Origin of the sequence: Paenibacillus sp. S-38 (genome assembly GCF_049942825.1) — a bacterium.
Classification (GTDB): Bacteria; Bacillota; Bacilli; order Paenibacillales; family NBRC-103111; genus Paenibacillus_G.
The window spans coordinates 370,977-390,819 of the sequence record NZ_CP187970.1; the positions used below are offsets into that span (position 1 = coordinate 370,977).

The 19,843-nt window shown below is 61.1% G+C and carries 19 protein-coding genes and 1 pseudogene; 11 read left to right on the plus strand and 9 right to left on the minus strand.

Going from position 1 to position 19,843, the window contains the following annotated elements:
* Positions 1-54 precede the first annotated feature (54 nt).
* From ACP26L_RS01875 to ACP26L_RS01890, 4 genes are all read right to left on the minus strand, one after another.
* Positions 55-828 carry a CPBP family intramembrane glutamic endopeptidase gene (locus tag ACP26L_RS01875; RefSeq protein ID WP_426450775.1) on the minus strand — a complete coding sequence of 258 codons (774 nt, stop codon included), beginning with the start codon at positions 826-828 and terminating at the stop codon, positions 55-57.
* Positions 825-1,445: an SdpI family protein gene (locus ACP26L_RS01880; RefSeq protein ID WP_426450776.1), complete on the minus strand. Its 621-nt coding sequence runs from the start codon at positions 1,443-1,445 to the stop codon at positions 825-827. The genes ACP26L_RS01875 and ACP26L_RS01880 overlap by 4 nt, the downstream gene beginning before the upstream one ends.
* Before the next feature lie 6 nt (positions 1,446-1,451).
* Positions 1,452-1,754 (minus strand): autorepressor SdpR family transcription factor, encoded by a 303-nt coding sequence (locus ACP26L_RS01885; RefSeq protein WP_426450778.1) that lies wholly within the window; start codon positions 1,752-1,754, stop codon positions 1,452-1,454.
* 277 nt (positions 1,755-2,031) lie between these two features.
* Entirely contained in the window at positions 2,032-2,883 is an 852-nt protein-coding gene (locus ACP26L_RS01890; RefSeq protein ID WP_426450779.1) for an AraC family transcriptional regulator, read from the minus strand.
* 266 nt (positions 2,884-3,149) lie between these two features.
* Here ACP26L_RS01890 and mgrA point away from each other — a divergent pair, with 266 nt between their 5' ends.
* The 3 genes from mgrA (at position 3,150) to ACP26L_RS01905 (ending at position 5,646) form a co-directional block, all read left to right on the plus strand.
* A complete protein-coding gene (mgrA, locus tag ACP26L_RS01895; RefSeq protein ID WP_426450780.1) occupies positions 3,150-4,142 on the plus strand; it encodes an L-glyceraldehyde 3-phosphate reductase in 993 nt (330 codons plus the stop codon).
* A gap of 195 nt (positions 4,143-4,337) precedes the next feature.
* On the plus strand, positions 4,338-5,042 hold the full coding sequence (locus ACP26L_RS01900; protein ID WP_426450781.1) for an MBL fold metallo-hydrolase: 705 nt from the start codon (positions 4,338-4,340) through the stop codon (positions 5,040-5,042).
* A 19-nt stretch (positions 5,043-5,061) separates the two neighbouring features.
* Positions 5,062-5,646 (plus strand): WHG domain-containing protein, encoded by a 585-nt coding sequence (locus ACP26L_RS01905; protein WP_426450782.1) that lies wholly within the window; start codon positions 5,062-5,064, stop codon positions 5,644-5,646.
* Between the two features lie 261 nt (positions 5,647-5,907).
* Here ACP26L_RS01905 and ACP26L_RS01910 read toward each other — a convergent pair whose 3' ends face one another.
* Positions 5,908-6,141 (minus strand): hypothetical protein, encoded by a 234-nt coding sequence (locus tag ACP26L_RS01910; protein ID WP_426450783.1) that lies wholly within the window; start codon positions 6,139-6,141, stop codon positions 5,908-5,910.
* Between ACP26L_RS01910 and ACP26L_RS01915 the strand changes: the two genes are divergently transcribed.
* From ACP26L_RS01915 to ACP26L_RS01935, 5 genes are all read left to right on the plus strand, one after another.
* The gene (locus ACP26L_RS01915) at positions 6,140-7,972 is read left to right on the plus strand and encodes an LTA synthase family protein (protein WP_426450784.1); all 1,833 of its coding nucleotides are present in this window, start codon (positions 6,140-6,142) and stop codon (positions 7,970-7,972) included. The genes ACP26L_RS01910 and ACP26L_RS01915 overlap by 2 nt on opposite strands.
* 167 nt (positions 7,973-8,139) lie before the next feature.
* On the plus strand, positions 8,140-9,606 hold the full coding sequence (locus tag ACP26L_RS01920; RefSeq protein ID WP_426450785.1) for a PTS mannitol transporter subunit IICB: 1,467 nt from the start codon (positions 8,140-8,142) through the stop codon (positions 9,604-9,606).
* Positions 9,607-9,688: 82 nt separating this feature from the next.
* Positions 9,689-11,743, plus strand: coding sequence for a BglG family transcription antiterminator (locus ACP26L_RS01925; protein ID WP_426450786.1), 2,055 nt, complete (start codon positions 9,689-9,691; stop codon positions 11,741-11,743).
* Between the two features lie 4 nt (positions 11,744-11,747).
* The gene (locus tag ACP26L_RS01930) at positions 11,748-12,185 is read left to right on the plus strand and encodes a PTS sugar transporter subunit IIA (protein WP_426450788.1); all 438 of its coding nucleotides are present in this window, start codon (positions 11,748-11,750) and stop codon (positions 12,183-12,185) included.
* Positions 12,182-13,336, plus strand: a complete 1,155-nt coding sequence (locus tag ACP26L_RS01935) for a mannitol-1-phosphate 5-dehydrogenase (RefSeq protein WP_426450790.1) — start codon at positions 12,182-12,184, stop codon at positions 13,334-13,336. Before ACP26L_RS01930 ends, ACP26L_RS01935 begins: the two co-directional genes overlap by 4 nt.
* Positions 13,337-14,198: 862 nt before the next feature.
* Here the strand turns inward: ACP26L_RS01935 and ACP26L_RS01940 are convergent.
* Positions 14,199-14,921, minus strand: coding sequence for a hypothetical protein (locus ACP26L_RS01940; protein WP_426450791.1), 723 nt, complete (start codon positions 14,919-14,921; stop codon positions 14,199-14,201).
* Between the two features lie 245 nt (positions 14,922-15,166).
* On the opposite strand from ACP26L_RS01940, the gene ACP26L_RS01945 reads away from it, so the two are divergent.
* The 3 genes from ACP26L_RS01945 to ACP26L_RS01955 all read left to right on the plus strand — a co-directional run bounded on the left by ACP26L_RS01945 (position 15,167) and on the right by ACP26L_RS01955 (position 17,750).
* Positions 15,167-16,483, plus strand: coding sequence for a deoxyguanosinetriphosphate triphosphohydrolase family protein (locus ACP26L_RS01945; RefSeq protein ID WP_426450792.1), 1,317 nt, complete (start codon positions 15,167-15,169; stop codon positions 16,481-16,483).
* A gap of 185 nt (positions 16,484-16,668) precedes the next feature.
* Positions 16,669-17,502, plus strand: a complete 834-nt coding sequence (locus ACP26L_RS01950; protein WP_426450794.1) for a protein-glutamine gamma-glutamyltransferase — start codon at positions 16,669-16,671, stop codon at positions 17,500-17,502.
* Positions 17,503-17,585: 83 nt separating this feature from the next.
* Entirely contained in the window at positions 17,586-17,750 is a 165-nt protein-coding gene (locus tag ACP26L_RS01955; RefSeq protein ID WP_426450795.1) for a hypothetical protein, read from the plus strand.
* Positions 17,751-18,001: 251 nt separating this feature from the next.
* Here the strand turns inward: ACP26L_RS01955 and ACP26L_RS01960 are convergent, their stop codons facing one another.
* From ACP26L_RS01960 to ACP26L_RS01970, 3 genes and pseudogenes are all read right to left on the minus strand, one after another.
* Positions 18,002-18,745, minus strand: coding sequence for a metallophosphoesterase (locus ACP26L_RS01960; protein WP_426450797.1), 744 nt, complete (start codon positions 18,743-18,745; stop codon positions 18,002-18,004).
* Positions 18,746-18,828: 83 nt separating this feature from the next.
* Positions 18,829-19,326: a hypothetical protein gene (locus tag ACP26L_RS01965; RefSeq protein ID WP_426450799.1), complete on the minus strand. Its 498-nt coding sequence runs from the start codon at positions 19,324-19,326 to the stop codon at positions 18,829-18,831.
* Between the two features lie 113 nt (positions 19,327-19,439).
* Positions 19,440-19,843 (minus strand): annotated as a pseudogene (locus ACP26L_RS01970) (NUDIX hydrolase).

Here is a 19,843-nt window from a genome sequence, read left to right on the forward strand (position 1 = left end):
ATCCAAAGAAGGTTGCAGGGATTCTAGAAAAATCATGAATCGCTAGGCCCATTTTTAGTCAAAAATAGATGGAAAAACCACATGGAGAAATAGGTCGGCAGACATATGGGAAACCATAGCGTATTCCAATCCTTTTTTCCAGTATAAATAACCGAACCAGATGCCGAGCAGTCCGTTCAGAATCAGGATGCGGGCGACGATCATCCCGCTGAGGGTCCCGTACAGGCCGGAAGCCGCAGGCAGATGCCCGATGCCGAACAGAAGGGTCGAGAGGAGAACGGCGGTCCAGTAGTACACGGAGGGAATGCGTTCGCCGGATTTGCCGGTCAGCTTGGCAAGCAGCCATACGAACAGGGTCATGGCGAAGAGGCGCAGCATGAGTTCCTCCGTGACGCCTCCATAGAACATGGTGAGCAGGGACTGCCACCAGGATGGACGGAGAGTATGCTCCGTAGGGGAAGCTGTGATAGCCGGAGTGAAGAGGTAGGCATCAAGCAGTGCGATGACCACGCAACCGATCAGGCTGCCTGCGATCCCGCCGGCCATCCAGGCAAGAGAAACCGGAGGCCGCTGCGTCCGGGTGATCCACGCGCGCAGAAGGGGGATGTCCAGGGCGGTTCGCTTCTGCAGCCTCACTCCGATGGAGGTGACAATGAAGAGCAGCACGGCCTGCTGAGCCACGCCCAAGGCTAGAGAGGCGGGAAGAGGAAGCCCGCCGGGATCCGGGAGCGATCCTCCGAGAAGGGCCAGCTGATAGGGGAGAATGGCGATGGCTCCGAGTGTGCCGAGGAGTGTCAGCAGTAGTGTCAGAGGCAGGTTCCTTTTCATGCGCGCCCCCGGGAGTGATAAAAGGAGACGACGAGGGTGATCCCAATGACGGCGATGAGGATGAACAGGAAGCCGAAGGCGGTCATGCCTTCCGGAAGAAGCAGGCAGACAAACATGAGCAGGCCGCCGATGAACCAGATTTTGCCGGCTGTGCGGTGGGTGCGGCGCCAATTCTCTTCGCTCGCGAGGGTCCACGGCGTCCGGATTCCAACATAGTAGTTCGGCTGGAAGCGCGGCATATAGTTGCCTGTGATGAGGAACACGATGCCCATGAGGAGGGTGACATACTTGGCCATGTCGAACGTGTAGCCCATTCCGTACAGGATGATGGCGATGTGAACGCCGAACAGGAGGGCGATGGAGGTTTCACGGACGAGGGTCCGGGCGGATAAGGTGCGGGCGTCGGACGGGTTCACGGGGACCAGGAGGGCTGCCGCCATCAGCAGAAGCATAAACAGGGGCGGCGTTGCCAGGGCCCACGCTTTGGTCATGAATCCGTCGGGGGTGCCGTCGAAGCGGAAGTGGACGGCCATCTGCTCGGGCAGGTACGGATAGACCAAGAAGCTCAGGGCGACGGTCAGAACAAGCAGGGTGATGCTGGGCAGATAACGTTTCATGAGAGATCATTCCTTTCCTTTTTTGGTTTGTCCGGCGCTGTTCTCTGCGGGGAGGGGGAAGGCAAGAAGCCACTTCATGAGCTCCTGGAACACGGTCAGATTCAGAGAGTAGACGATGTGCTGCCCCCGGCGTTCATCCCAGACGAGCTCCGCCTGCTTGAGCAGATTGAGGTGATGGGAGATGCTCGGCTTCGACATGTCGAACTTCTCGGCGATCTCGCCGGCGGTCATGTCGCGCTCCTTCAGAAGGTCGAGAATCTGCCTTCGGGTCGGATCCGAGAGGGCCTTGAAGGTATGATTGAGAGCCATGATGGGTTCACCTCTTCCTGCGGTTCAATGTTAATTATTATATATTTAGAAAATTATCTAAATGTTTAATTTAAGTTAACCATAAGGAGGATACCGGCGTCAAGAAAAATAACGAAATACCCCTAACCGGAGGCTGGTGGGCTCTCTGATTGGGGGCAGGGTTTGCGCTAGAAGGGGGAGCTTCTTCCACCGCGGCGGAGGCGTGAAGCCAGGCGGGCTTCCGAGCAGGCTGTGCGGCTCCAATGCCGAACGGCCGACGGGCGCTCGCTCCCGGACATTACTTCCGGCGGTAGATCTGGGGCGAGCACCCTTTGACTTTCTTGAACATCCGCGAGAAGAGCAGGGGGTCGCGGTAGCCGACCGAGTGGGCGACTTCCGCAACGGACAGGCTCTCCCGCCGCAGGAGCAGACTGGCCTGCTCCATCCGGTACCGGAGCAGGAACTGCCGCGGCGGAACGCCGAGCGCTTCCTTGAACAGCCGAGCCGCATACTTGCGGTCGAGACCGAGCTCGGCGGCGAGCTCCTCCACCGTCATGCTGCGCGAGTAATTCGTCTCTATATAGGCGACCGCCCGGGCCACATAGCTGTCACCGGCTGTGCCGCCGGCTGCTGCGGGAACGGCGTCCCGGCCGTTCTCCGCCCGGTCGACCAACGCACCGAGCAGCGCGTAGAGCGAGGAGAGCAGGCGCAGATCCCGGGAAGCGGGCCGGCTGCCGGCTCCGATCATCTCCTCGATCAGGCGCCACAGCAGGGTCCCCTCCTCCTCGGTGCAGGAGAACACCGGCGCCTCGGTGCCGAGTCCCGCCCGGCCCAGGAAGCTGTCCGCCTGCAGCCCGTTGAAGGCGGCCCAGGCGTAGCTCCAGGGTTCGTCCGCATCCGCTTCGTAGTAGGCCACATCCTGAGGCCGGATGAGGAAGCCTTGACCGGCCGATACGGCATAGGTCCGGCCGCCCCTGCGGAGGATTCCCCGGCCGCTGCGGACCACATGGATCTTGTAGTGGTCCTTGAGGCCGGGGCCCCAGGAATGCCCGGGTGCGCAGTCTTCCGCACCGCAGTAATATAATTTGAGCTCCATGCCGGGCTGAACGGCGGCGGGAGCGGGGATATAGGTTCTTTTACCGGATGGCATCGCTGTACTCGTCCTCACTTGAAAGGCCTGAATCATGGTGACATTATACTATATTTCGCAGACGTACTGACATATGCCTGAAGGCCGAAGAAGGGTAGAATGGGGAAGAGCACTCAGGAGGGCAGAGGCATACATCCTGAGCTACGGTATTGTGTGGAGTCCCGGAGCCGGCGTTACGCGGGGCTGCGGACTTCCATGGCAGCATTGGCACTGATGACATCAACGGGAAACCAACAACCATTATACCTGCGAAGGAAGGGATTGCCTTGACTTATCTGGCTGAATCGAACCGCTATGAAACCATGAAGTATAACCGCTCGGGCCGCAGCGGACTGCGGCTGCCGGCCATCTCGCTTGGCTTGTGGCACAATTTTGGGGGCATCGACACCTATGAGAACGGCCGCGCGATGGTGCGCCGGGCTTTCGACCTCGGGATCACCCACTTTGATCTCGCGAACAATTACGGCCCTCCTCCAGGTTCGGCCGAAGAGAATTTCGGCAGCATCCTGAAGCAGGATCTCGGGGCTTACCGCGATGAGATTCTCATCTCGACCAAGGCGGGCTATTACATGTGGCCGGGACCTTACGGCGAGTGGGGCTCCAAGAAGTACCTCGTCTCGAGCCTGGACCAGAGTCTGAAGCGGATGGGCCTGGACTACGTGGATATCTTCTACCACCACCGTCCGGACCCGAACACGCCGCTCGAGGAAACGATGTCCGCGCTTGATCTGGTCGTACGGCAGGGCAAGGCGCTGTATGTCGGGATCTCGAACTACCGTCCCGAAGAGGCGAAAGAAGCCATCGGCATTCTGCGCCGGCTCGGTACGCCGTGCCTGATTCACCAGCCGAGCTATTCGATGCTGAACCGCTGGGTGGAAGACGGACTGCTCGATGTGCTGGAGGAAGAGGGTGTAGGCAGCATCGCTTTCTCGCCGCTGTACAAGGGGATCCTGACGGACCGCTATCTGAACGGCATTCCAAGCGATTCCCGGGCGGCGGGGCCAAGTGTCTTCCTGCGTCCGGAGGAGCTGACGGACAGCGTGCTCGGCAAGGTCAGGGAGCTGAACGTCCTTGCCCAGGAGCGCGGCCAGAAGCTGTCCCAGATGGCGCTGGCCTGGGTGCTGCGCGGCGGCCGGGTCACTTCAGCGCTCATCGGCGCGAGCAAGGTCAGCCAGATCGAGGATGCGGTAGGCGCGGTCGCGAATCTGGAGTTCACCGAGGAAGAACTGCAGCGGATCGAACGGATTCTGCAGGGATAAGCAGAGAGGATAGCCGGACGGGTCTGGGGCCGCAGGATGCTGCGCCCCAGGCTTCTTTGCTTTGCAGGGACAGGGGACATCGGCAGGGAACAACTGCGGCAGTTGGAAAAAAAATAAGCTGAACCTATTGCCAAAACTAATTGTATTAGTTATTATACTAATAAGATTAGTTAAACAGTACGGAGGCGATGGATGATGCGTACGGAACGTATCGAGTGGCTGCACGGGATCACGTTTTTTCCGGTGCTGTTCCCGGTAAACTGTTATCTGGTGGAGGAAGAGGCGGAGCTCACGCTGATCGATGCGGCGCTGCCGATGAGCGCCAAGGGTATACTGGCTGCGGCGGATCGCATCGGCAAGCCGATCACCCGGATTGTGCTTACGCATGCGCACGAGGATCATGTCGGCGCGCTGGACGCCCTGCATACGGCGCTCCCGGAGGCCCGGGTCATGATCTCCGCGCGTGACGCCCGTCTGCTCGGGGGCGACCGCACGCTCGACCCGGGCGAGCCTCAGTCGCCGATCCGCGGCGGCGCTCCCAAGGGGCTGCAGACCCGTGCGGACGTGACGCTGGCGGATGGTGACCGGATCGGCTCACTGCAGGCTGTCTCGGCGCCGGGGCACACGCCGGGATCGATGGCGTTCCTTGATACGCGGACCGGCGCCCTGATCGCAGGGGACGCCTTTCAGCTGCGCGGCGGCGCTGCGGTAGCCGGGAAGATCGTCCCGTGGTTCCCGTTCCCGGCCTTCGGCACTTGGCACAAGGGCCTGGCCGTAGAGAGTGCCCGCCGCCTCCGGGACCTGAAGCCGTCGGTGCTCGCGGTAGGCCACGGACGGATGCTGAAGCAGCCGCTGACCGCGATGAGCAGGGCGATTGAGGCCGCAGCTGCGGCACTGTAAGAGAGGAGCTGAAGAAAAGATGGGAAGAGCGGGACTGGACAGCGGCAGCGTCCTGCAGGCTGCGGCCGCCCTCGCTGACCGCGAAGGATATGAAGGCGTAACTCTCGCCGCGCTTGCGGCCGAGCTGAAAGTGAAGACGCCGTCGCTGTATAATCACATCTCCGGCCTGCCGGGGCTGCGGAAGGAACTCGCGGTCCACGGGCTGGTGCAGCTCCGCCTCCGACTGGCTGAGGCCGCACTCGGCAAGTCCGGGAGCAGGGCCGTCCACGCGACGGGGCTCGCGTATGTCGAGTTCGCGCGCCGGCACCCCGGCCTGTACGAGGGCATCATGCGGGCTCCGGATGTTATGGATGCGGAAGTCGAGGCGGCCGGAGATGCCCTGCTGCATCTGCTTCTGCAGGTGCTGGATGCCTTCGGCCTGGAGCGGGAAGACGCCCTGCACACGGTCCGGGGGCTGCGGAGCCTGCTGCACGGATTCGCAGCGCTTGAGATGCGGGGCGGGTTCGGCATGGATCTGGATCCCGACCAGAGCCTGGACATTTTGCTTCGTACCTACCTGGCCGGTCTGGAGCAGTCGGTGCAGGCTGCGAATATGGGCCGGTAAGCAGACAATCAAGTTTGCCTATCCAAGAACGGAGGGACGCGAAGTCCCTTCGTTTTTTGTGTTTACCCACCGTCACAAATTTGACACACCTTCGGAGTTTTAAGAATATGTAAATGAGGGTAAAAGGAGAGTACGGGATTTTTTCTAACCCACCGCCTGTTATTTTGTCGATTTCTAGGCTTCTTGAACCTGCCGAAAGAACCAATTTTCCCCATTGACATTTATTTTCAGGTTATTTTCATGTTTCTCCTTTACAATAGCTTAAAACCATTGCAATATCCGCATAGAGAGAAAGCGGCCGGAGGCGCGAGGGGCGCCGTCAACAACCGGCTGTGCCAGAAACGCGGGAAGATAAGGAGTGTGAGAAACGATGCGTCGTTCTTTGGCCACCAAAGGACAGCCAAAGTCATCACGATCGAAGCTTGCCCGCGCGGGAAGAAGCAGTGCCATCCTATCGGCATTGTTGATCGTACCGGTTCTCTTGGTCTTTGGCATGGAATTTATTCAGCGGGGCAGCTGGGACGCCACCTGGGAGTGGATCTCCGGCAACCGCTACCTGTTCGCGCTCAACGCGGTCATGACCTTCCTGGTCTTCAGCCTGCTGTACAGCCTCATCGGCAGCCTGCTGCCGGCAGTCGGGGTCAGCACCCTGCTGCTTATGCTGGTTTCGATGATTTCGTATTTCAAGCAGAAGCTCATCGGTGAACCCTTTTTTCCATGGGATATATTTCTCAATAAAGAAAGCATGAACATCCTGCCTCTGGTTACCTCGAAGGATGCTCTGACCAAGCTCGGAACCGTATTCGGAGCGGTCATTCTGATCTTCCTGTTCGCCCGGTGGATGCCGCGGCTTCGTCCGCGTCCCGTTACGCGCCTGTCGCTGGCTCTGATGAGCCTGTTCATGCTGCATTCCTTCGGTGTGCAGTCCCCATGGACGCTGAAGGTGATGAATGCCGCCGGAGCCAACGAGATTGTATGGAATCAAGGCCAGAACTACGGGACGAACGGCCTCTCGCTGGCTTTTACCATGAATGTTAAAAATACGATTGTTCCGAAGCCTCCGGGCTACAGTGAGATGTCGATCGCCTCGATGGCGGAGAGTCTCAACCAATTGGTAGGCGCTTCCAAGGCCAGTGCCGCCTCTGGAGAGAAGCCCAATGTGGTCTTCATCATGAACGAAGCGTTCTGGGATCCTACGCTGCTGCCCGGCGTCAAGTTCAGCGAGGACCCGCTTCCGACGGTCCACCGCCTGCAGCAGGAATCGACGTCCGGCTACCTGTTATCGCCGCAGTTCGGCGGAGGTACGAGCAACGTGGAGTTTGAGGTCCTGACGGGCCAGTCGATGAGTTTCCTGCCGGCAGGCTCCGTACCGTACCAGCAGTATATCTCGAAGCCGATCGCGAGCATGGCCAGCTATTTCAAAGGGCAGGGCTACCGCAGTGCGGCCATCCACTCCTATGAGGGCTGGTTCTGGAACCGGGAGCAGGTGTACAAGCACATGGGCTTCGACAGCTTCCTGAGCAAGGAGGGGATGGTGAATCCCGAGTATAAAGGGGCTTTCATCTCCGATGACGAGGTCTCGCGGAGCATCCTTAAGGAAATCGATGCCAACGCGGAACCGACGTTCATCTACGCGGTAACGATGCAGAATCACGGCCCCTATGACGACAAAAGATATGGGGAAACAGAGATTTCGGTGGACGGTGATCTGAGCGACAGTGCTCGCGACATGCTGCAGACCTATACCCAGGGCGTTCGTGATGCCGATCGCAGCCTGCAGCTGCTCATCGATTCGCTGGAGAAGTCGGGCGAGCCGACCGTGGTGGTCTTCTACGGCGACCATCTGCCGATGCTGGGCTACGACTATGACGCTTACGTGCAGGCGGACTTCATCCACACGGGCAAAGCCGAGCAGTGGTCGCTTGAAGAGCAGAAGCGCATGCACAGCGTGCCGTTCGTCATGTGGTCCAATACGAAGCTCCCGGAGGAAGAAGTGCCGGTGCTCAGCAACTCCTTCCTGAGCGCCTATGTGCTGGACCGGCTGGATCTTCCGCTGCCGGCGGCCTGGGCTTACAACGCGGAGCTTGCGAAGAAGACACCGGGGCTGCTGCGTTCCCTTGTCGTGGATGCCAATCAGGAGCTGTACACGAAAATTCCGCCGTCGGTGGAAGCGGACGTGGAGAAGTACCGCGAGCTCCAGTATGACGAAATGTTCGGCAAGCAGTATCTTGCCAAGTATACGGAATCTCACGGACTGACCCACAATGGCGGGCAGTCTCCCGGAGAGGACGCGGCCTATGCCGCAAGCGAGCGGACAGCCCCATAGGGCTGTCCGTTTTTTTGCTGCTGCTGAGGATCAAAAAACTTGTCAACAATGTTGATGACGAAACCGGGTTTTCCTTTCATTGATGTTGAAAGCGCTTTTGCCTTAGTATAACTCTACAGCCACTGCTGCTGCACATTGATCAAGACTTACAATCAGGGGGTATCCTAATGAGTACAACGGCAACACAGCCGGCGTCTGCCGGTGGCGGCATTAGAGTAAGGGTACAGCGGTTCGGCCGCTTTCTGAGCGGCATGGTGATGCCGAATATCGGAGCATTCATCGCCTGGGGGCTCATTACGGCTTTATTCATCCCGACGGGCTGGTTCCCGAATGAGGATCTGGCGAAGCTCGTCTCTCCGATGATCACCTACCTGCTGCCGATTCTTATCGGGTACACGGGCGGTACGATGATTCACGGGACGCGCGGCGGCGTGATCGGCGCGGTAACCACCATGGGAGTGATCATCGGCACGGATATTCCGATGTTCCTCGGGGCGATGATCGTCGGTCCCTTCGCCGCCTGGGTCCTGAAGCAGTTCGACCGGGCCGTGGAAGGCAAGATCCGCTCCGGATTCGAGATGCTTGTCAACAACTTCTCCGCCGGTATTATCGGCGCCCTGCTGGCGGTCATCGCCTACACGTTCGTCGGTCCGGTCGTGCAGGTGTTCAGCAAGGCATTGGCATCCGGCGTGCAGGCCTTGGTCAACGCAGGTCTGCTGCCGCTGGCCAACGTGCTGATCGAGCCGGCCAAAATTCTGTTCCTGAACAACGCGATCAACCACGGGGTGCTGAGCCCGATCGCGCTCGATCAGGCGGCCAAGACCGGTCAATCGATGCTGTTCATGCTCGAGTCGAATCCGGGTCCCGGCCTCGGCATCCTGCTGGCCTACTGGCTCGTCGGCCGCGGAAGCGTCAAGCAGTCCGCGCCGGGGGCGGTCATCATTCATTTCCTCGGCGGTATTCACGAGATCTACTTCCCGTATATCCTGATGAACCCGCGTCTGATTCTCGCGGTCATCGCGGGCGGCGTCACAGGGACGTTCACGTTCGGTCTGTTCCATGCCGGTCTGGTCGCTCCTCCCTCGCCGGGCAGCATCTTCGCTTTCATGGCAATGGCCCCGAAGGGTGGTCTCCTGTCCGTGTTCACTGGAGTTCTAACCGGTGCGGCGGCCTCCTTCGTGGTAGCGGCACTGCTGCTCAAGACGACGAAGCAGGAAGAGCAGGAAGAGAGCCTGGAACAGGCGGCAGCCCGGATGAAGGAAATGAAGGGCGCCACACCGGCCGCCGCGCCTGCCGCTGAAGCTGCTGCGGCATCCGAAGCCCCAGTGACGGAAGCTGCGGTGGCCCGCAAGGCCAAGGAAGACGTGCGCAAGATCGTGTTCTCCTGCGATGCGGGCATGGGCTCGAGCGCCATGGGCGCCTCGATTCTGAGAAAGAAGCTGAAGGACGCCGGCGCCAACGTTACGGTCATCAACACGGCCATCAGTGAGATCCCGGGCGATGCGGACATCGTCATCACCCACCGGTCGCTGACGGACCGGGCCAAGGCCCAGGCGCCGAAGGCGGAGCACATATCGATCGATAATTTCATGAAAAGTCCGGAGTACGACGAGCTGACGAAACGGCTTGCTTAGCCGCCGGGCTTCGGGCGGGAGGCCGGCTGCCGGGAGACGTTCCCGCGGCCCGGCCTATCCCTGACTGAGGAAGGATGACGCCATGCGTGTCTCTACCAGGCAACGACAGATCATACAACTGCTGCTGCTCCGCAGTGACGGCATCACGGCCGGCGAGATTGCGGAGGAAATCAAAGTGAGCACGAGAACGGTTCACCGGGAGCTGGATGAGCTGGAGGCCGTCTTGGCGGAGTACGGTGTGGATCTGCTGAAGAAATCGGGAAAAGGCATTCTGCTGCAGGCGGGGGAGGGGGAGCTGGAGGCGCTCCACCGGCGGCTGTTCGAAGCGGTCCCCGAGGATTACACCGCCGAGGACCGGAGGGCCCTGATCCTGTGTCTGCTGCTGGAATCCGGGGAGCCGGTGAAGCTGTTCGCGCTGGCCCACAGCCTGAAGGTGACCGTGCCTACGGTTACGAATGACCTGGATGAACTCGAGGGCTGGCTTGCGCGGAGCGGCCTGACCCTGGTTCGCCGCAGAGGCTACGGGGTGGAGCTGGCCGGGGAGGAGGAGGGCCTGCGCGGCACGCTCTCCCTGCTTGCGATGCAGCACCTTGATGAGGCCGACCTGTTCGGGCGCCCGGAGGACCTGGCCCGGGAGCCGGTGAAGCGCCGGCTGCTCGAGCTGATCGGCAGGCCGCATCTGAAGGCGGCGGAGGATGCGCTCTGGGCGGCCGACCGCCTGTGGCTGAAGCTGCTCGCAGAGCACGAATACGCGCGTCTGCTCATCCGCATGTCGGTCATGCTCGGACGGATCCGGGAGGGCCGCCAGATCCGTGACGCCCAGACGGCGCAGGGGCTGCCCGCGCATCTGCTGAAGCTGGCCGAGGAGCTGTCCCCGGCCCTCGGCGGTCTGCCGCCGGAGGAGGTCCGCTATCTGGCCGGGCTCCTGCAGCTGGCGGACACGCCGGACCGCCACGGGCTGGTGCCGGAAGCGAATCCCGGCTCCATGGACCTGGCGAAGCGGCTGATTGCGGCCCTCGAAGAGGAACTCGGGGCCGGCTTCGGGGAGGACCGCCAGCTGCGCGAGGGGCTGACCAGCCACCTGGAGTCGGCTCTGCCGCGGATCCGCGAGGGCTTTCAGATCCGCAATCCGCTGCTCTCCCAGATCCGGCGGGACTATGACCGCCTGTTCGTTCAGATCCGGGAAGCGGCGGATACGGTCCTGCCGGGCCTGCCGATCCCGGATGAGGAGATCGGCTTCCTCGTGATGCATTTCGGCGCCTCCCTGGAGCGGCTGAAGTCGCTGCGGCGGAGCGTGAGGGCGGTGATCGTCTGTACGAGCGGCATCGGCTCCTCCAAGATGCTCGCCATCCGCCTGAACAAGGAGCTGCCACAGGTGGAGATCATCAGCCATGCTTCCTGGTACGAAGCGGTCCGGATTCCGGAGGAGGATTACGACCTCATCATCTCGACGGTGGATCTTCCGCTGGAGGAGCACCGCTACATCAAGCTCAGCCCGCTCTTGACCGCAGAAGAGTCGGAGCGTCTGCGCCGGTTTATCCGGGAAGTCACCCTGCAGCGGGGACCAGGCCGCGGCGAAGAGGGGGGTCCGCCGGCCGAATCGCTGGAGCGTCTGCACCGTCTGCAGGCTTACCTGAATGAAATCGTGTCGATCGTCGACCAATTCCGGGTTCATGGACCGCTGGAGGGACGTACAGGGCTGCGCGGCATCCTGGAGGAGGCCTGCGGGCGTGTGAAGCAGCGGGCGGGGATCACCGATCTGCCCGCAGTGGTAGAGCTTCTGCTGGAGAGACAGAAGCTGAGCAGCCAGGTGATTCCGGGCACGGGCCTTGCGCTGTTCCACACGAGGAGCGGGCAGATCGAGACGCCTTCTTTCACGCTGTTCACCTTGCAGGAGGAGCTCCCGCTGGATCCCGGCGAAGGGGCGGGGGTGAAGCACCTGCTGCTCATGCTCGGTCCCCGGGAGCTGCCCAAGGAAAGCCTTGAGGTGCTCAGCGAGATCAGCTCCTTCCTGCTCGATGAAGAGTTCGTAGAACTCCTGAAGCAGGGGAGCGAGGAAGAGATCCGGCACGAATTGTCGACGAAGCTGACGGAATTTTTTGAAAGTATCTATAAAACGGATAAGAGGAGAGAATGAGACAATGAGCATACTGTCACCGAATAAAGTGCTGCTGAACGCCAAAGCCCAGGATAAAACAGAAGCGATCCGCATCGCCGGACAGCTGCTGGTTGATGCCGGCCACACCGCTCCGGGCTATATCGAGAAAATGCTGGAGAGGGAAGAGGCGCTGTCGACCTACATGGGCGGCGGTCTGGCCATTCCCCACGGCACCAAGGATTCCAAGGAGATGATCTCCTCGGCCGGATTGTCGATCGTTCTCTTCCCGGAGGGCGTAGACTTCGGCGGCGACGAGCCGGCACACCTGGTCATCGGCATCGCGGCAGCGGGCAGCGACCATCTCGGCATTCTGACCAACGTGGCGATGATCTGCTCGGACGAAGAGAACATGGAGCAGATTCTGAAGGCGTCCTCCAAGGAGGAAATCATCCGGATCTTCGAGGAAGGGATGGGCGAATGAGGGCGGTCCATTTTGGGGCGGGGAACATCGGCCGCGGCTTCATCGGGCTGCTGCTGTCCCAAGCCGGCTATGAGGTGTGTTTCGTAGACGTCAATGAGACGCTGGTGTCCGAGCTGCAGCGCAGGGGCGAATACACGGTCTCCCTGGCCAGCGACGGGCAGGAGACGTATCACGTGAAGGGCGTGACCGCGCTGCATGGCGGTGACACGGAGCGGGTCGCTCAGGCGGTGGCCGGTGCGGATCTCGTCACTACAGCGGTCGGTGTCAATATCCTAAAGCATATTGCCGAAGGCATAGCGAAGGGCGTGAGGCTCCGCCTGCAGGCCGGAGGCGGCCCGCAGCACCTGATCGCCTGCGAGAATGCGATCGGCGGCAGCGCGCAGCTCCAGGCGCATGTCTTCGGCTACCTGAGCGAAGAGGAGCAGCGGCAGGCCGAGGGCCGGCTGGCTTTCCCGAATGCGGCGGTCGACCGGATCGTGCCGCTGCAGCACCACGAGGACCCGCTTCACGTGACCGTGGAGCCGTTCTACGAGTGGGTCGTCGACCGTTCGCAGACGCTGCCGGGCCTTCCGGAGATCCCGGGCGTGCACTACGCCGACGGACTCGAACCCTACATCGAGCGGAAGCTGTTCACGGTCAACACCGGTCACTGCTGCGCCGCTTACATGGGCTTCGTGCACGGCCAAGCGACGATCCAGGAGAGCATGGCCGATGAGCGAATCGCGGCCGAAGTGCGCGCCGTACTTGGCGAGACGGGCCGGCTGCTTACGGCGAAGCATGGCTTCGATAAAGGGGAGCATCAGGCTTATATCGAGAAGACGATGGAGCGCTTCCGCAATCCGCATCTGACCGATGAGGTTGCCCGGGTCGGCCGCTCTCCGGTCCGCAAGCTCTCGCCGAACGACCGTCTGGTCCGTCCGGCGCTAGGGCTTCATGACATGGGCGTCCGTCCCGAGGCACTGGCCCGGGCCATGGCGGCCGCGCTGATGTTCCGGGTGGAGGATGACCCGGAAGTGCAGCTCATCCGGGCGGAGCTGCAGGAGCACGGATTGTCCGCTGCGATCAGCCGGTTCACTTCGCTTGCGGCAGATCATCCGGTGCACGCGCTCATCGTCGCGCAGTACGAAGCGCTCAGCCGGCAGCTGGCATAAGCAGTACGGATGGCACCGTTAAAGGCCGCGGTATCTTCGGCGGGGCACAGCCGAAGATACCCCGCCGAAAGCACAAGGATTAGGGCTTCAATGAAAATAGCGGAACTCCGATTCGTTAAGTCTGTAGAAAGTGGAGTCGCATCGAGAATAGAGGAACTGAGGTTAACTGAGGTTCGTTAGTTCGATGCATAGGACGGTTGTCGGGGCAAATGGAGAGCAATAAAGCATCTGAGTTCCGTTATTCCTTGGGAAATAGCGGGAAATGATCCAATAAGGTATCATAGTTCCTTTATTTCGCGAGGAAGGAACCCGCTTACTAAAGGGTTTCCATCTCCCATGGGGGCAAGGGGGCCGCGCCCGAATTCTCTCTCCAATTTCCTGGGCCAGCGACAGATAGGGACCGAACTGTCTCACGACGTTCCGAACCAGCTCGTGTACCGTTTTAATGGGCGAACAGCCCAATGCTGGAGCAAGGTTAGCCGCATACTCCAGCTCTGAGCATGGGATTCGTCCATAAGCAAGGCCAGCCGTGATCGGCTGGCCTTTTTTGACGCGTTATCGGCCGGCCAAGGCCGGGGATGAACGATTCCGGGGCTCTCTGAACGCAGGAGTCCTGGCGGAAGGAGCATGGGAACGGACTTAGAAGGGGCGCGCCGCAGGGCGGTCCCTTTAAGTCCGCTATTGGCGAACGTCCTACTGGGATGATGAACTACTGGGACAAAGAGTTCACGAAGCGTGGCCTGCGGTTCGTCCGCTTAAGCGCACGACTGCACACGCTTGGACCTGCGGAGTGCATAACTGCCGAGTGCATACGTGGTTACTGCCGGGGTGAGGGAGCAGCTTCTTTTGCCGCTCCTGGGAATCAGGATATAGGATGATCGGCCATCCTAATCCGGACGGAGCCGTCCGGGCGCTCCGCCCAAAAGAAGCGGCCCGCTTCGTCATACCGGACCGAGACCGCGCCGAAGAGCCGGTTCAAGGAGGCGGCGCCCAAAGTGTTATCCTCCAGGGTATACAGGGTACACTCGGCTTGGGTGCCTGCAGTTCCGATGACGTCGACGGTCCCGTCATCATCCGCGTCCGCTTCCACGCCATGGGCGTCGATCCGCAGGAAGAGGACCGGAGTTTCCGGGGCCGGGTCCACATAGTAGGTAACCGGACAGTTGGCCCCGCAGAAGCCGCTGATCTTGATCAGCGTGCGGGAGAAGGCGTGAACCTCTTGAATCTCGAGCATCCCCGGATCGATCAGGGGAAGATACCCAGCGGCGCCGATCTCATGGAGGCGGTCACCTCGGCGGAGGAAGGCGGTCACCGTATCGGCGGGACTGCCGTCTGTGCGCAGCTCGATGACGTCCGCCCCGATGGCCTTGCTCGCGAGGATGGCATAAGGCTCAACAGCCGCGGCCGCGGGCAGAGGAGCAGGCGGATCGACGGGGACCCGGTTCAGCGCCAGAGCGGAGGCTTGAAACGTAAGCACTGCCGGCTCCGGGGCAGAGGAGGCGGGGGATTCCCTGAAGGCGCAGCCGGACATCAGTAGAAGCACAGCCAGGGACAGCGGAAGAACGCGGCGGCGGGTAACGGGCATGGGCAGGACTCCTCCAGCAGGTCAATGAAGACAGCGAGCCCGCAGAGGGGTCTGCTGCTATACGTTGTAGACGCGGGGAATCCCTGCAAGGTTCGGTCATCCCGTTCGATTTGATGAATAAACACCCCATAGTCGAAGCTCACTTTTCATCTCCCGAGGGAGTATGATACAATGTCCAGAACATTATGTGATCCACATGTAAACAAAAATGACATCTTAAGCTCGGCAGCGAGGGGGAAGAGACAATGGATTTACGGAAGCTTCGGTTGGATGAACCGTCTGCAGGCACGTTCAGTGAAGAGCGGGACGAGTACGAGCGCGACTATGCGAGGCTGATCCAGTCGCCGGCGTTCCGGCGGCTGCAGGGCAAGTCGCAGGTTTTCGGAGCGGGCTCCGGCGACTATTACCGCACCCGGCTGACGCACTCGCTGGAGGTGTCGCAGATCGCCCGCGAGACGGCACGGCGGATGGGCAAGCTGTATCCCTTCCTGAACCGGCGGGAGCATCCCGGCCTGATCCTGGACCCTGCTGTGGTCGAGTGCGCCTCGCTGGCCCACGATCTGGGACATCCCCCGTTCGGGCATAAGGGAGAGGAAGTTCTGGACCGGCTGCTCGCCAAGGAGCACGGGATGAAGTATGAGGGCAACGCCCAGAACTTCCGGATTCTCATGTTCCTTGAGAAAAGGGCGGGCAGCGACAGCGGTCTGGACCTGACCGCCGCCGTACTGCTGGCGATCAATAAATATCCCTACTGCCTCGACGACCCCGGACGGCTCAAAGGGTGCTACGGCATGGAATGGGAGGGCATCTCAGAGCTCCGGCGAAAGTGGAATATGCCTACCGGCTGCTCGACGCTTGAAGCGCAGCTGATGGACCTGTGCGACGATATCGCTTATTCCACGCATGATATCGAGGACGGGATCCGGGCCGGCAAGATCGGGATGAACCGGACCTTTTTTGAGAGTGACCGCCTCATCGAGCATCTCGTTCAGGAGATCGTCGACGACCAGGGGAATCTCGAGGTCGGCTGGGAGTCGGTGGACATCGAAGGCATGGTCAAGCGGGTGCTGGAGGACTATCTGGCGCAGTGGGAGGAGATCTACGAGCAGTGCGGACGGGAATCGTCCCGGACGCGGCGGGAGATGAAGGCCCGCTGGGTGAGCACCTTTGCGGGGCGGGTAGGGATTATCGACGACACGGCGCGGGGCTGGAAAAAGGTGACCTTCGTCCGCGACGGAGAGCAGGATCTGGAGCTCCTGCGGACGATGGAGATCCTGAAGAAGCTCGCCTGGGTGACACTTATCAAGGATTTTCGCGTACAGCGGCTGCAGAAGCGCAGCGAGATCATGATCAAGCGGCTGTGGGACAGCTTCAAGGTGCCCGAACAGGGGCGGATGATCATTCCGCCTGACTGGATCGACAACTACAAGGCGCACCTGGGCAAGTGGACGTGGCCGCGGTTTATTGCCGATTATATCTCGGGCATGACCGATGCTTACGCGGAGAAGGTGTATGCGGAGCTGTTCGCCAGCAAATCCGGATCGATTTATGAGATGGATTAACCTTCGGGGGTGACGTGGCTGGGGCCCGGAGCAGGCATAAAAGCGGGTCTGTATGCAGGTCCTCCCCGCATATAATCAAGGAGCGGAATCGGCAGGCGCCGGGCCGCTCCTTTTTTGGCGGTATCCTGACACGGGACAGGGTTGGCAAACGGAGCGGTTCCCGGGAGCAGAAGGAGGGAACGGGCATGATTGTGCTGCCGGAGAGCAGCTTTAGTGTCAATGCGGCCGTGCAGATGCTGCCCCCGCTGGAGCGGGAGATTTATGAGAGGAAGCAGAGCAGCCCGAACGCGTTTCATTACCCGTCGCTGGCTGCACTCCGGTTCGAGCTGAAGGTGAGGGCGGCGATTGTGGAGGCGGCGGTTCAGCTTCAGAGGAGCGATGCGGAGTTCGAATCGTTCAAGGAGTCCCGGTGCAGCGATGTCTACTGGACCCGCACGGAAGGCGGGGGCTTCCGGCAGCGGCCGGGGGTGCACGCGTCCGAGGCGATCCGGGACATCTACGTGAACGGTAAGGACTATGCCTTCGAATGTGCGACCGCGGTCATTATCGTGCTGTACAAGGCGGTGCTGGAGACGATCGGCGATGAGGCCTTCGACCGGCTGTTCCGGTTTCTCTTCCTGATGTCCTGGCACCACGACTCCCTGCTGCATCTCATCACGGTGTACGGCAAAGGGGAGGCTTACCCGGGCGACATTCAATATGTGAAGAACCCGCAGGTGGACCCGAAGAAGATCGAATGGCAGGGAGAGAATATCGTAAAGCTGGCGGGGAACCGCTACTTTGGGCACGGCGTAGGGATCGGGGATGTGGACATGTTCATCAAAAAGCTGAACCGGCACCGCCTGCCCGGCAGTACCGTATCCGCTTACCTGCTGGATGAGGCCACGTATCCGAACTTCTTCGCACTGCTCGACGCTGTCGGTTCCGGCCGGCCGCCTTCCTTTCTGCCGCCGCTTTTCATGCAATCGCCGGGACAGATCGTATCGCGAATCGGTACGCGGACGGCCATTTATTTGTAACCGATGGAGGGGATTCCCTCAGCCGGCATAGATAGGCCGCGGTTGGCGGACACTAGCCAAAAGACCATACAGGAGGAGAGCCTATGCCAGAGGAGAAAGGCAGCCGAAGAACGGGAGAAGCGGCCGAATCGGCAGGAGAGCGTCCGTTCAGCGAAAGCCGTGAATTCGGGCACGAGCGCAATCCGGTGGCCGCGGCCCAGAAACAGATGGCTTCCCAGGAAACCGCCGGGGTTCTGGATGAATCGTAAGCCGTTCACCGTACCGCATGCAGGAAGCAAAAGAGACGCCAGGCTGGGGGACCTTGTCCCTTCCGCATGGCGTCTCTTTCTTTAGGTAGTCAGCCAACTCGGGGCGGCTTAGCATACTTAGCTGCAATTCGCTCGCAATCGAGCGGACGCGTCTCCAGTGGCGAAGGAGTCGGGGACCCGAAACTGTTGCTGAGGCGCAATAGCGTGAAGGGCAGGCAGGAGCCGGGCAGCACATGGTCTTAGTGCCTTCGTCAATCCTGCAGCACCCAGCGGCAGGTGGACGGCACTTGGTGCACCGTGTACTCACCGGCCTCCGAGATCTCGAGCCCGTTCAGCCGGAAGCCGAACGGACAGCCGCCGTCAATGCCGATCTTGTCGCCGGCGAACCAGACCTCCGGGGTGCCATGGAGGTCAACTGTCTTCGTGTGGCCGAAGACCACGGTCCGGCCGGCGGTGACCGGATGCGGCAGGAAGGCTTCGCGGATCAGCAGGAACTCACGCAGAGGCTGCTCCTGCCACGGCGTGTACTGCGGATGCAGCCCCGCGTGCACGTAGATATGGCGCTCATCCTCCGCATAGTGGGGCAAGCTGTCGAGGAAGGCGAGGTGCTCTCCGAAGCGGGAGCGCACCGCCTCTGCGGCAGCTCCGAGCTTCTCCGCCAGCAGGGGGTCCGCCGGGCCCGACGGCAGCTCCGTAATCCCGTAGCTCTGCAGCGTCTGCAGGCCCCCGTGCTTCACAAATTTGTCGGCCTGCTCGGGCCGGCCGAGCATCAAGTCGACGAAGCGCTGGTCATGGTTGCCGCGGAGCGCCTCCGCTCCGCCCCGGACGAGGCGCAGCACTTCTTCGACCACGGCCCGGCTGTCCGGCCCGCGGTCCACATAGTCGCCGAGCAGAAGCAGCCGGTCGGCGTCCGGGCGGTAAGCCATCTGCCGCAGCAGTGCCTGCAGCTCCGTCAAACAGCCGTGAATATCGCTGATCACAAGGGTTCTTGTCATAGGGATTCCTCCTGGCTGCAGACCGCAGTCTGCATCATGATGAATTTTGCCGCGGACTAGCGCGACAGCTGCATAGAGCGGGTTTACCTGCGGGAGCCGCTGAGCTCCTGTACATACCGGATGAGGCCGACGCCGATGAGAAGGATGCCGAACAGGCCCCAGATCAGCAGCCCCCCGGCGAACCGCAGGAAGGGCTCGAACAGGGAGGGAACCGTCATGATGAACCCGACGGTCAGCAGGACCAGCACGAGCTCCAGGCCGGCGAGGAGGAACCCCAGCCCGATCAAACCGTGGGCATCGGGCTTCCGCTCCAGATGCCGAAGTGCATAGACGGTCAGCAGAGCCCAGATCAGGCCTCCGAGCAGGAAGGAGGGCCAATGGAACCGGTACAGGATCAGCGTGTCATCGGTGAACAGCGCCTTGATCAGGAATTGCGGCCCGCTCAGCAGGTTGGCGAGCGGCGGGTACAGACTCCCTTGGTCAGCGGGGTCAGCCTCGGCTGCGAGCAGGCCTGCACCGAGGGTGAGCAGGCCGTACAGCCCGAGGGAGAGTGCGGTCCATGTCAGTCGTCTTCGGGTCATTTTGCAGTGTCCTCGCTTCTTCATTTTTCCTCTATTTACTATATCACGACTGCGCACAAAAACGGACGCTTTCCCGAGAGGAAGGTCCGTTTTTGTGCGCGACGGGGCAGAAGCTAGAACTCGATATAGAACGGCTCCTGTGCAGGCCGCAGGCAGTATTCGATCCGCTGCCGGAAATTGTTCCAGGTCACCTTGTCGAGTGCTTCCGGCAGGGGAAGAAGCCGCTCTCCAGGCTCTCCTCCGTAGGTACGGGTGCACCTCCTATCGGGCGGCCCAGGAACAGCGTGTTGCAAATGCTGCCCTTCACGTTCTGGAAGATCCCGCAGAAGCGGACGATCTCGATCTCGACGCCCGATTCCTCGAGGGTCTCCCGCACGGCGGCGGCACTCAGGGATTCGCCCTCTTCCACCTGGCCTCCTGGCATCTCCCAGCCGCGGCGGGGCCCCCGTACGAGCAGGAGCTCACCCCGGTCATTCAATACGATAGCGGCTGCAGAGACGATATGCTTCGGCGGCAT

Excerpts from the sequence above, each read along its gene's own strand:
- ACP26L_RS01875 (WP_426450775.1), bottom strand. The coding sequence starts at position 828 with ATGAAAAGGAACCTGCCTCTGACACTACTGCTGACACTCCTCGGCACA.
- ACP26L_RS01880 (WP_426450776.1), bottom strand. The coding sequence starts at position 1,445 with ATGAAACGTTATCTGCCCAGCATCACCCTGCTTGTTCTGACCGTCGCC.
- ACP26L_RS01885 (WP_426450778.1), bottom strand. The coding sequence starts at position 1,754 with ATGGCTCTCAATCATACCTTCAAGGCCCTCTCGGATCCGACCCGAAGG.
- ACP26L_RS01890 (WP_426450779.1), bottom strand. The coding sequence starts at position 2,883 with ATGCCATCCGGTAAAAGAACCTATATCCCCGCTCCCGCCGCCGTTCAG.
- ACP26L_RS01900 (WP_426450781.1), top strand. The coding sequence starts at position 4,338 with ATGCGTACGGAACGTATCGAGTGGCTGCACGGGATCACGTTTTTTCCG.
- ACP26L_RS01905 (WP_426450782.1), top strand. The coding sequence starts at position 5,062 with ATGGGAAGAGCGGGACTGGACAGCGGCAGCGTCCTGCAGGCTGCGGCC.
- ACP26L_RS01915 (WP_426450784.1), top strand. The coding sequence starts at position 6,140 with ATGGAATTTATTCAGCGGGGCAGCTGGGACGCCACCTGGGAGTGGATC.
- ACP26L_RS01910 (WP_426450783.1), bottom strand. The coding sequence starts at position 6,141 with ATGCCAAAGACCAAGAGAACCGGTACGATCAACAATGCCGATAGGATG.
- ACP26L_RS01920 (WP_426450785.1), top strand. The coding sequence starts at position 8,140 with ATGAGTACAACGGCAACACAGCCGGCGTCTGCCGGTGGCGGCATTAGA.
- ACP26L_RS01925 (WP_426450786.1), top strand. The coding sequence starts at position 9,689 with ATGCGTGTCTCTACCAGGCAACGACAGATCATACAACTGCTGCTGCTC.
- ACP26L_RS01930 (WP_426450788.1), top strand. The coding sequence starts at position 11,748 with ATGAGCATACTGTCACCGAATAAAGTGCTGCTGAACGCCAAAGCCCAG.
- ACP26L_RS01935 (WP_426450790.1), top strand. The coding sequence starts at position 12,182 with ATGAGGGCGGTCCATTTTGGGGCGGGGAACATCGGCCGCGGCTTCATC.
- ACP26L_RS01940 (WP_426450791.1), bottom strand. The coding sequence starts at position 14,921 with ATGCCCGTTACCCGCCGCCGCGTTCTTCCGCTGTCCCTGGCTGTGCTT.
- ACP26L_RS01945 (WP_426450792.1), top strand. The coding sequence starts at position 15,167 with ATGGATTTACGGAAGCTTCGGTTGGATGAACCGTCTGCAGGCACGTTC.
- ACP26L_RS01950 (WP_426450794.1), top strand. The coding sequence starts at position 16,669 with ATGATTGTGCTGCCGGAGAGCAGCTTTAGTGTCAATGCGGCCGTGCAG.
- ACP26L_RS01955 (WP_426450795.1), top strand. The coding sequence starts at position 17,586 with ATGCCAGAGGAGAAAGGCAGCCGAAGAACGGGAGAAGCGGCCGAATCG.
- ACP26L_RS01960 (WP_426450797.1), bottom strand. The coding sequence starts at position 18,745 with ATGACAAGAACCCTTGTGATCAGCGATATTCACGGCTGTTTGACGGAG.
- ACP26L_RS01965 (WP_426450799.1), bottom strand. The coding sequence starts at position 19,326 with ATGACCCGAAGACGACTGACATGGACCGCACTCTCCCTCGGGCTGTAC.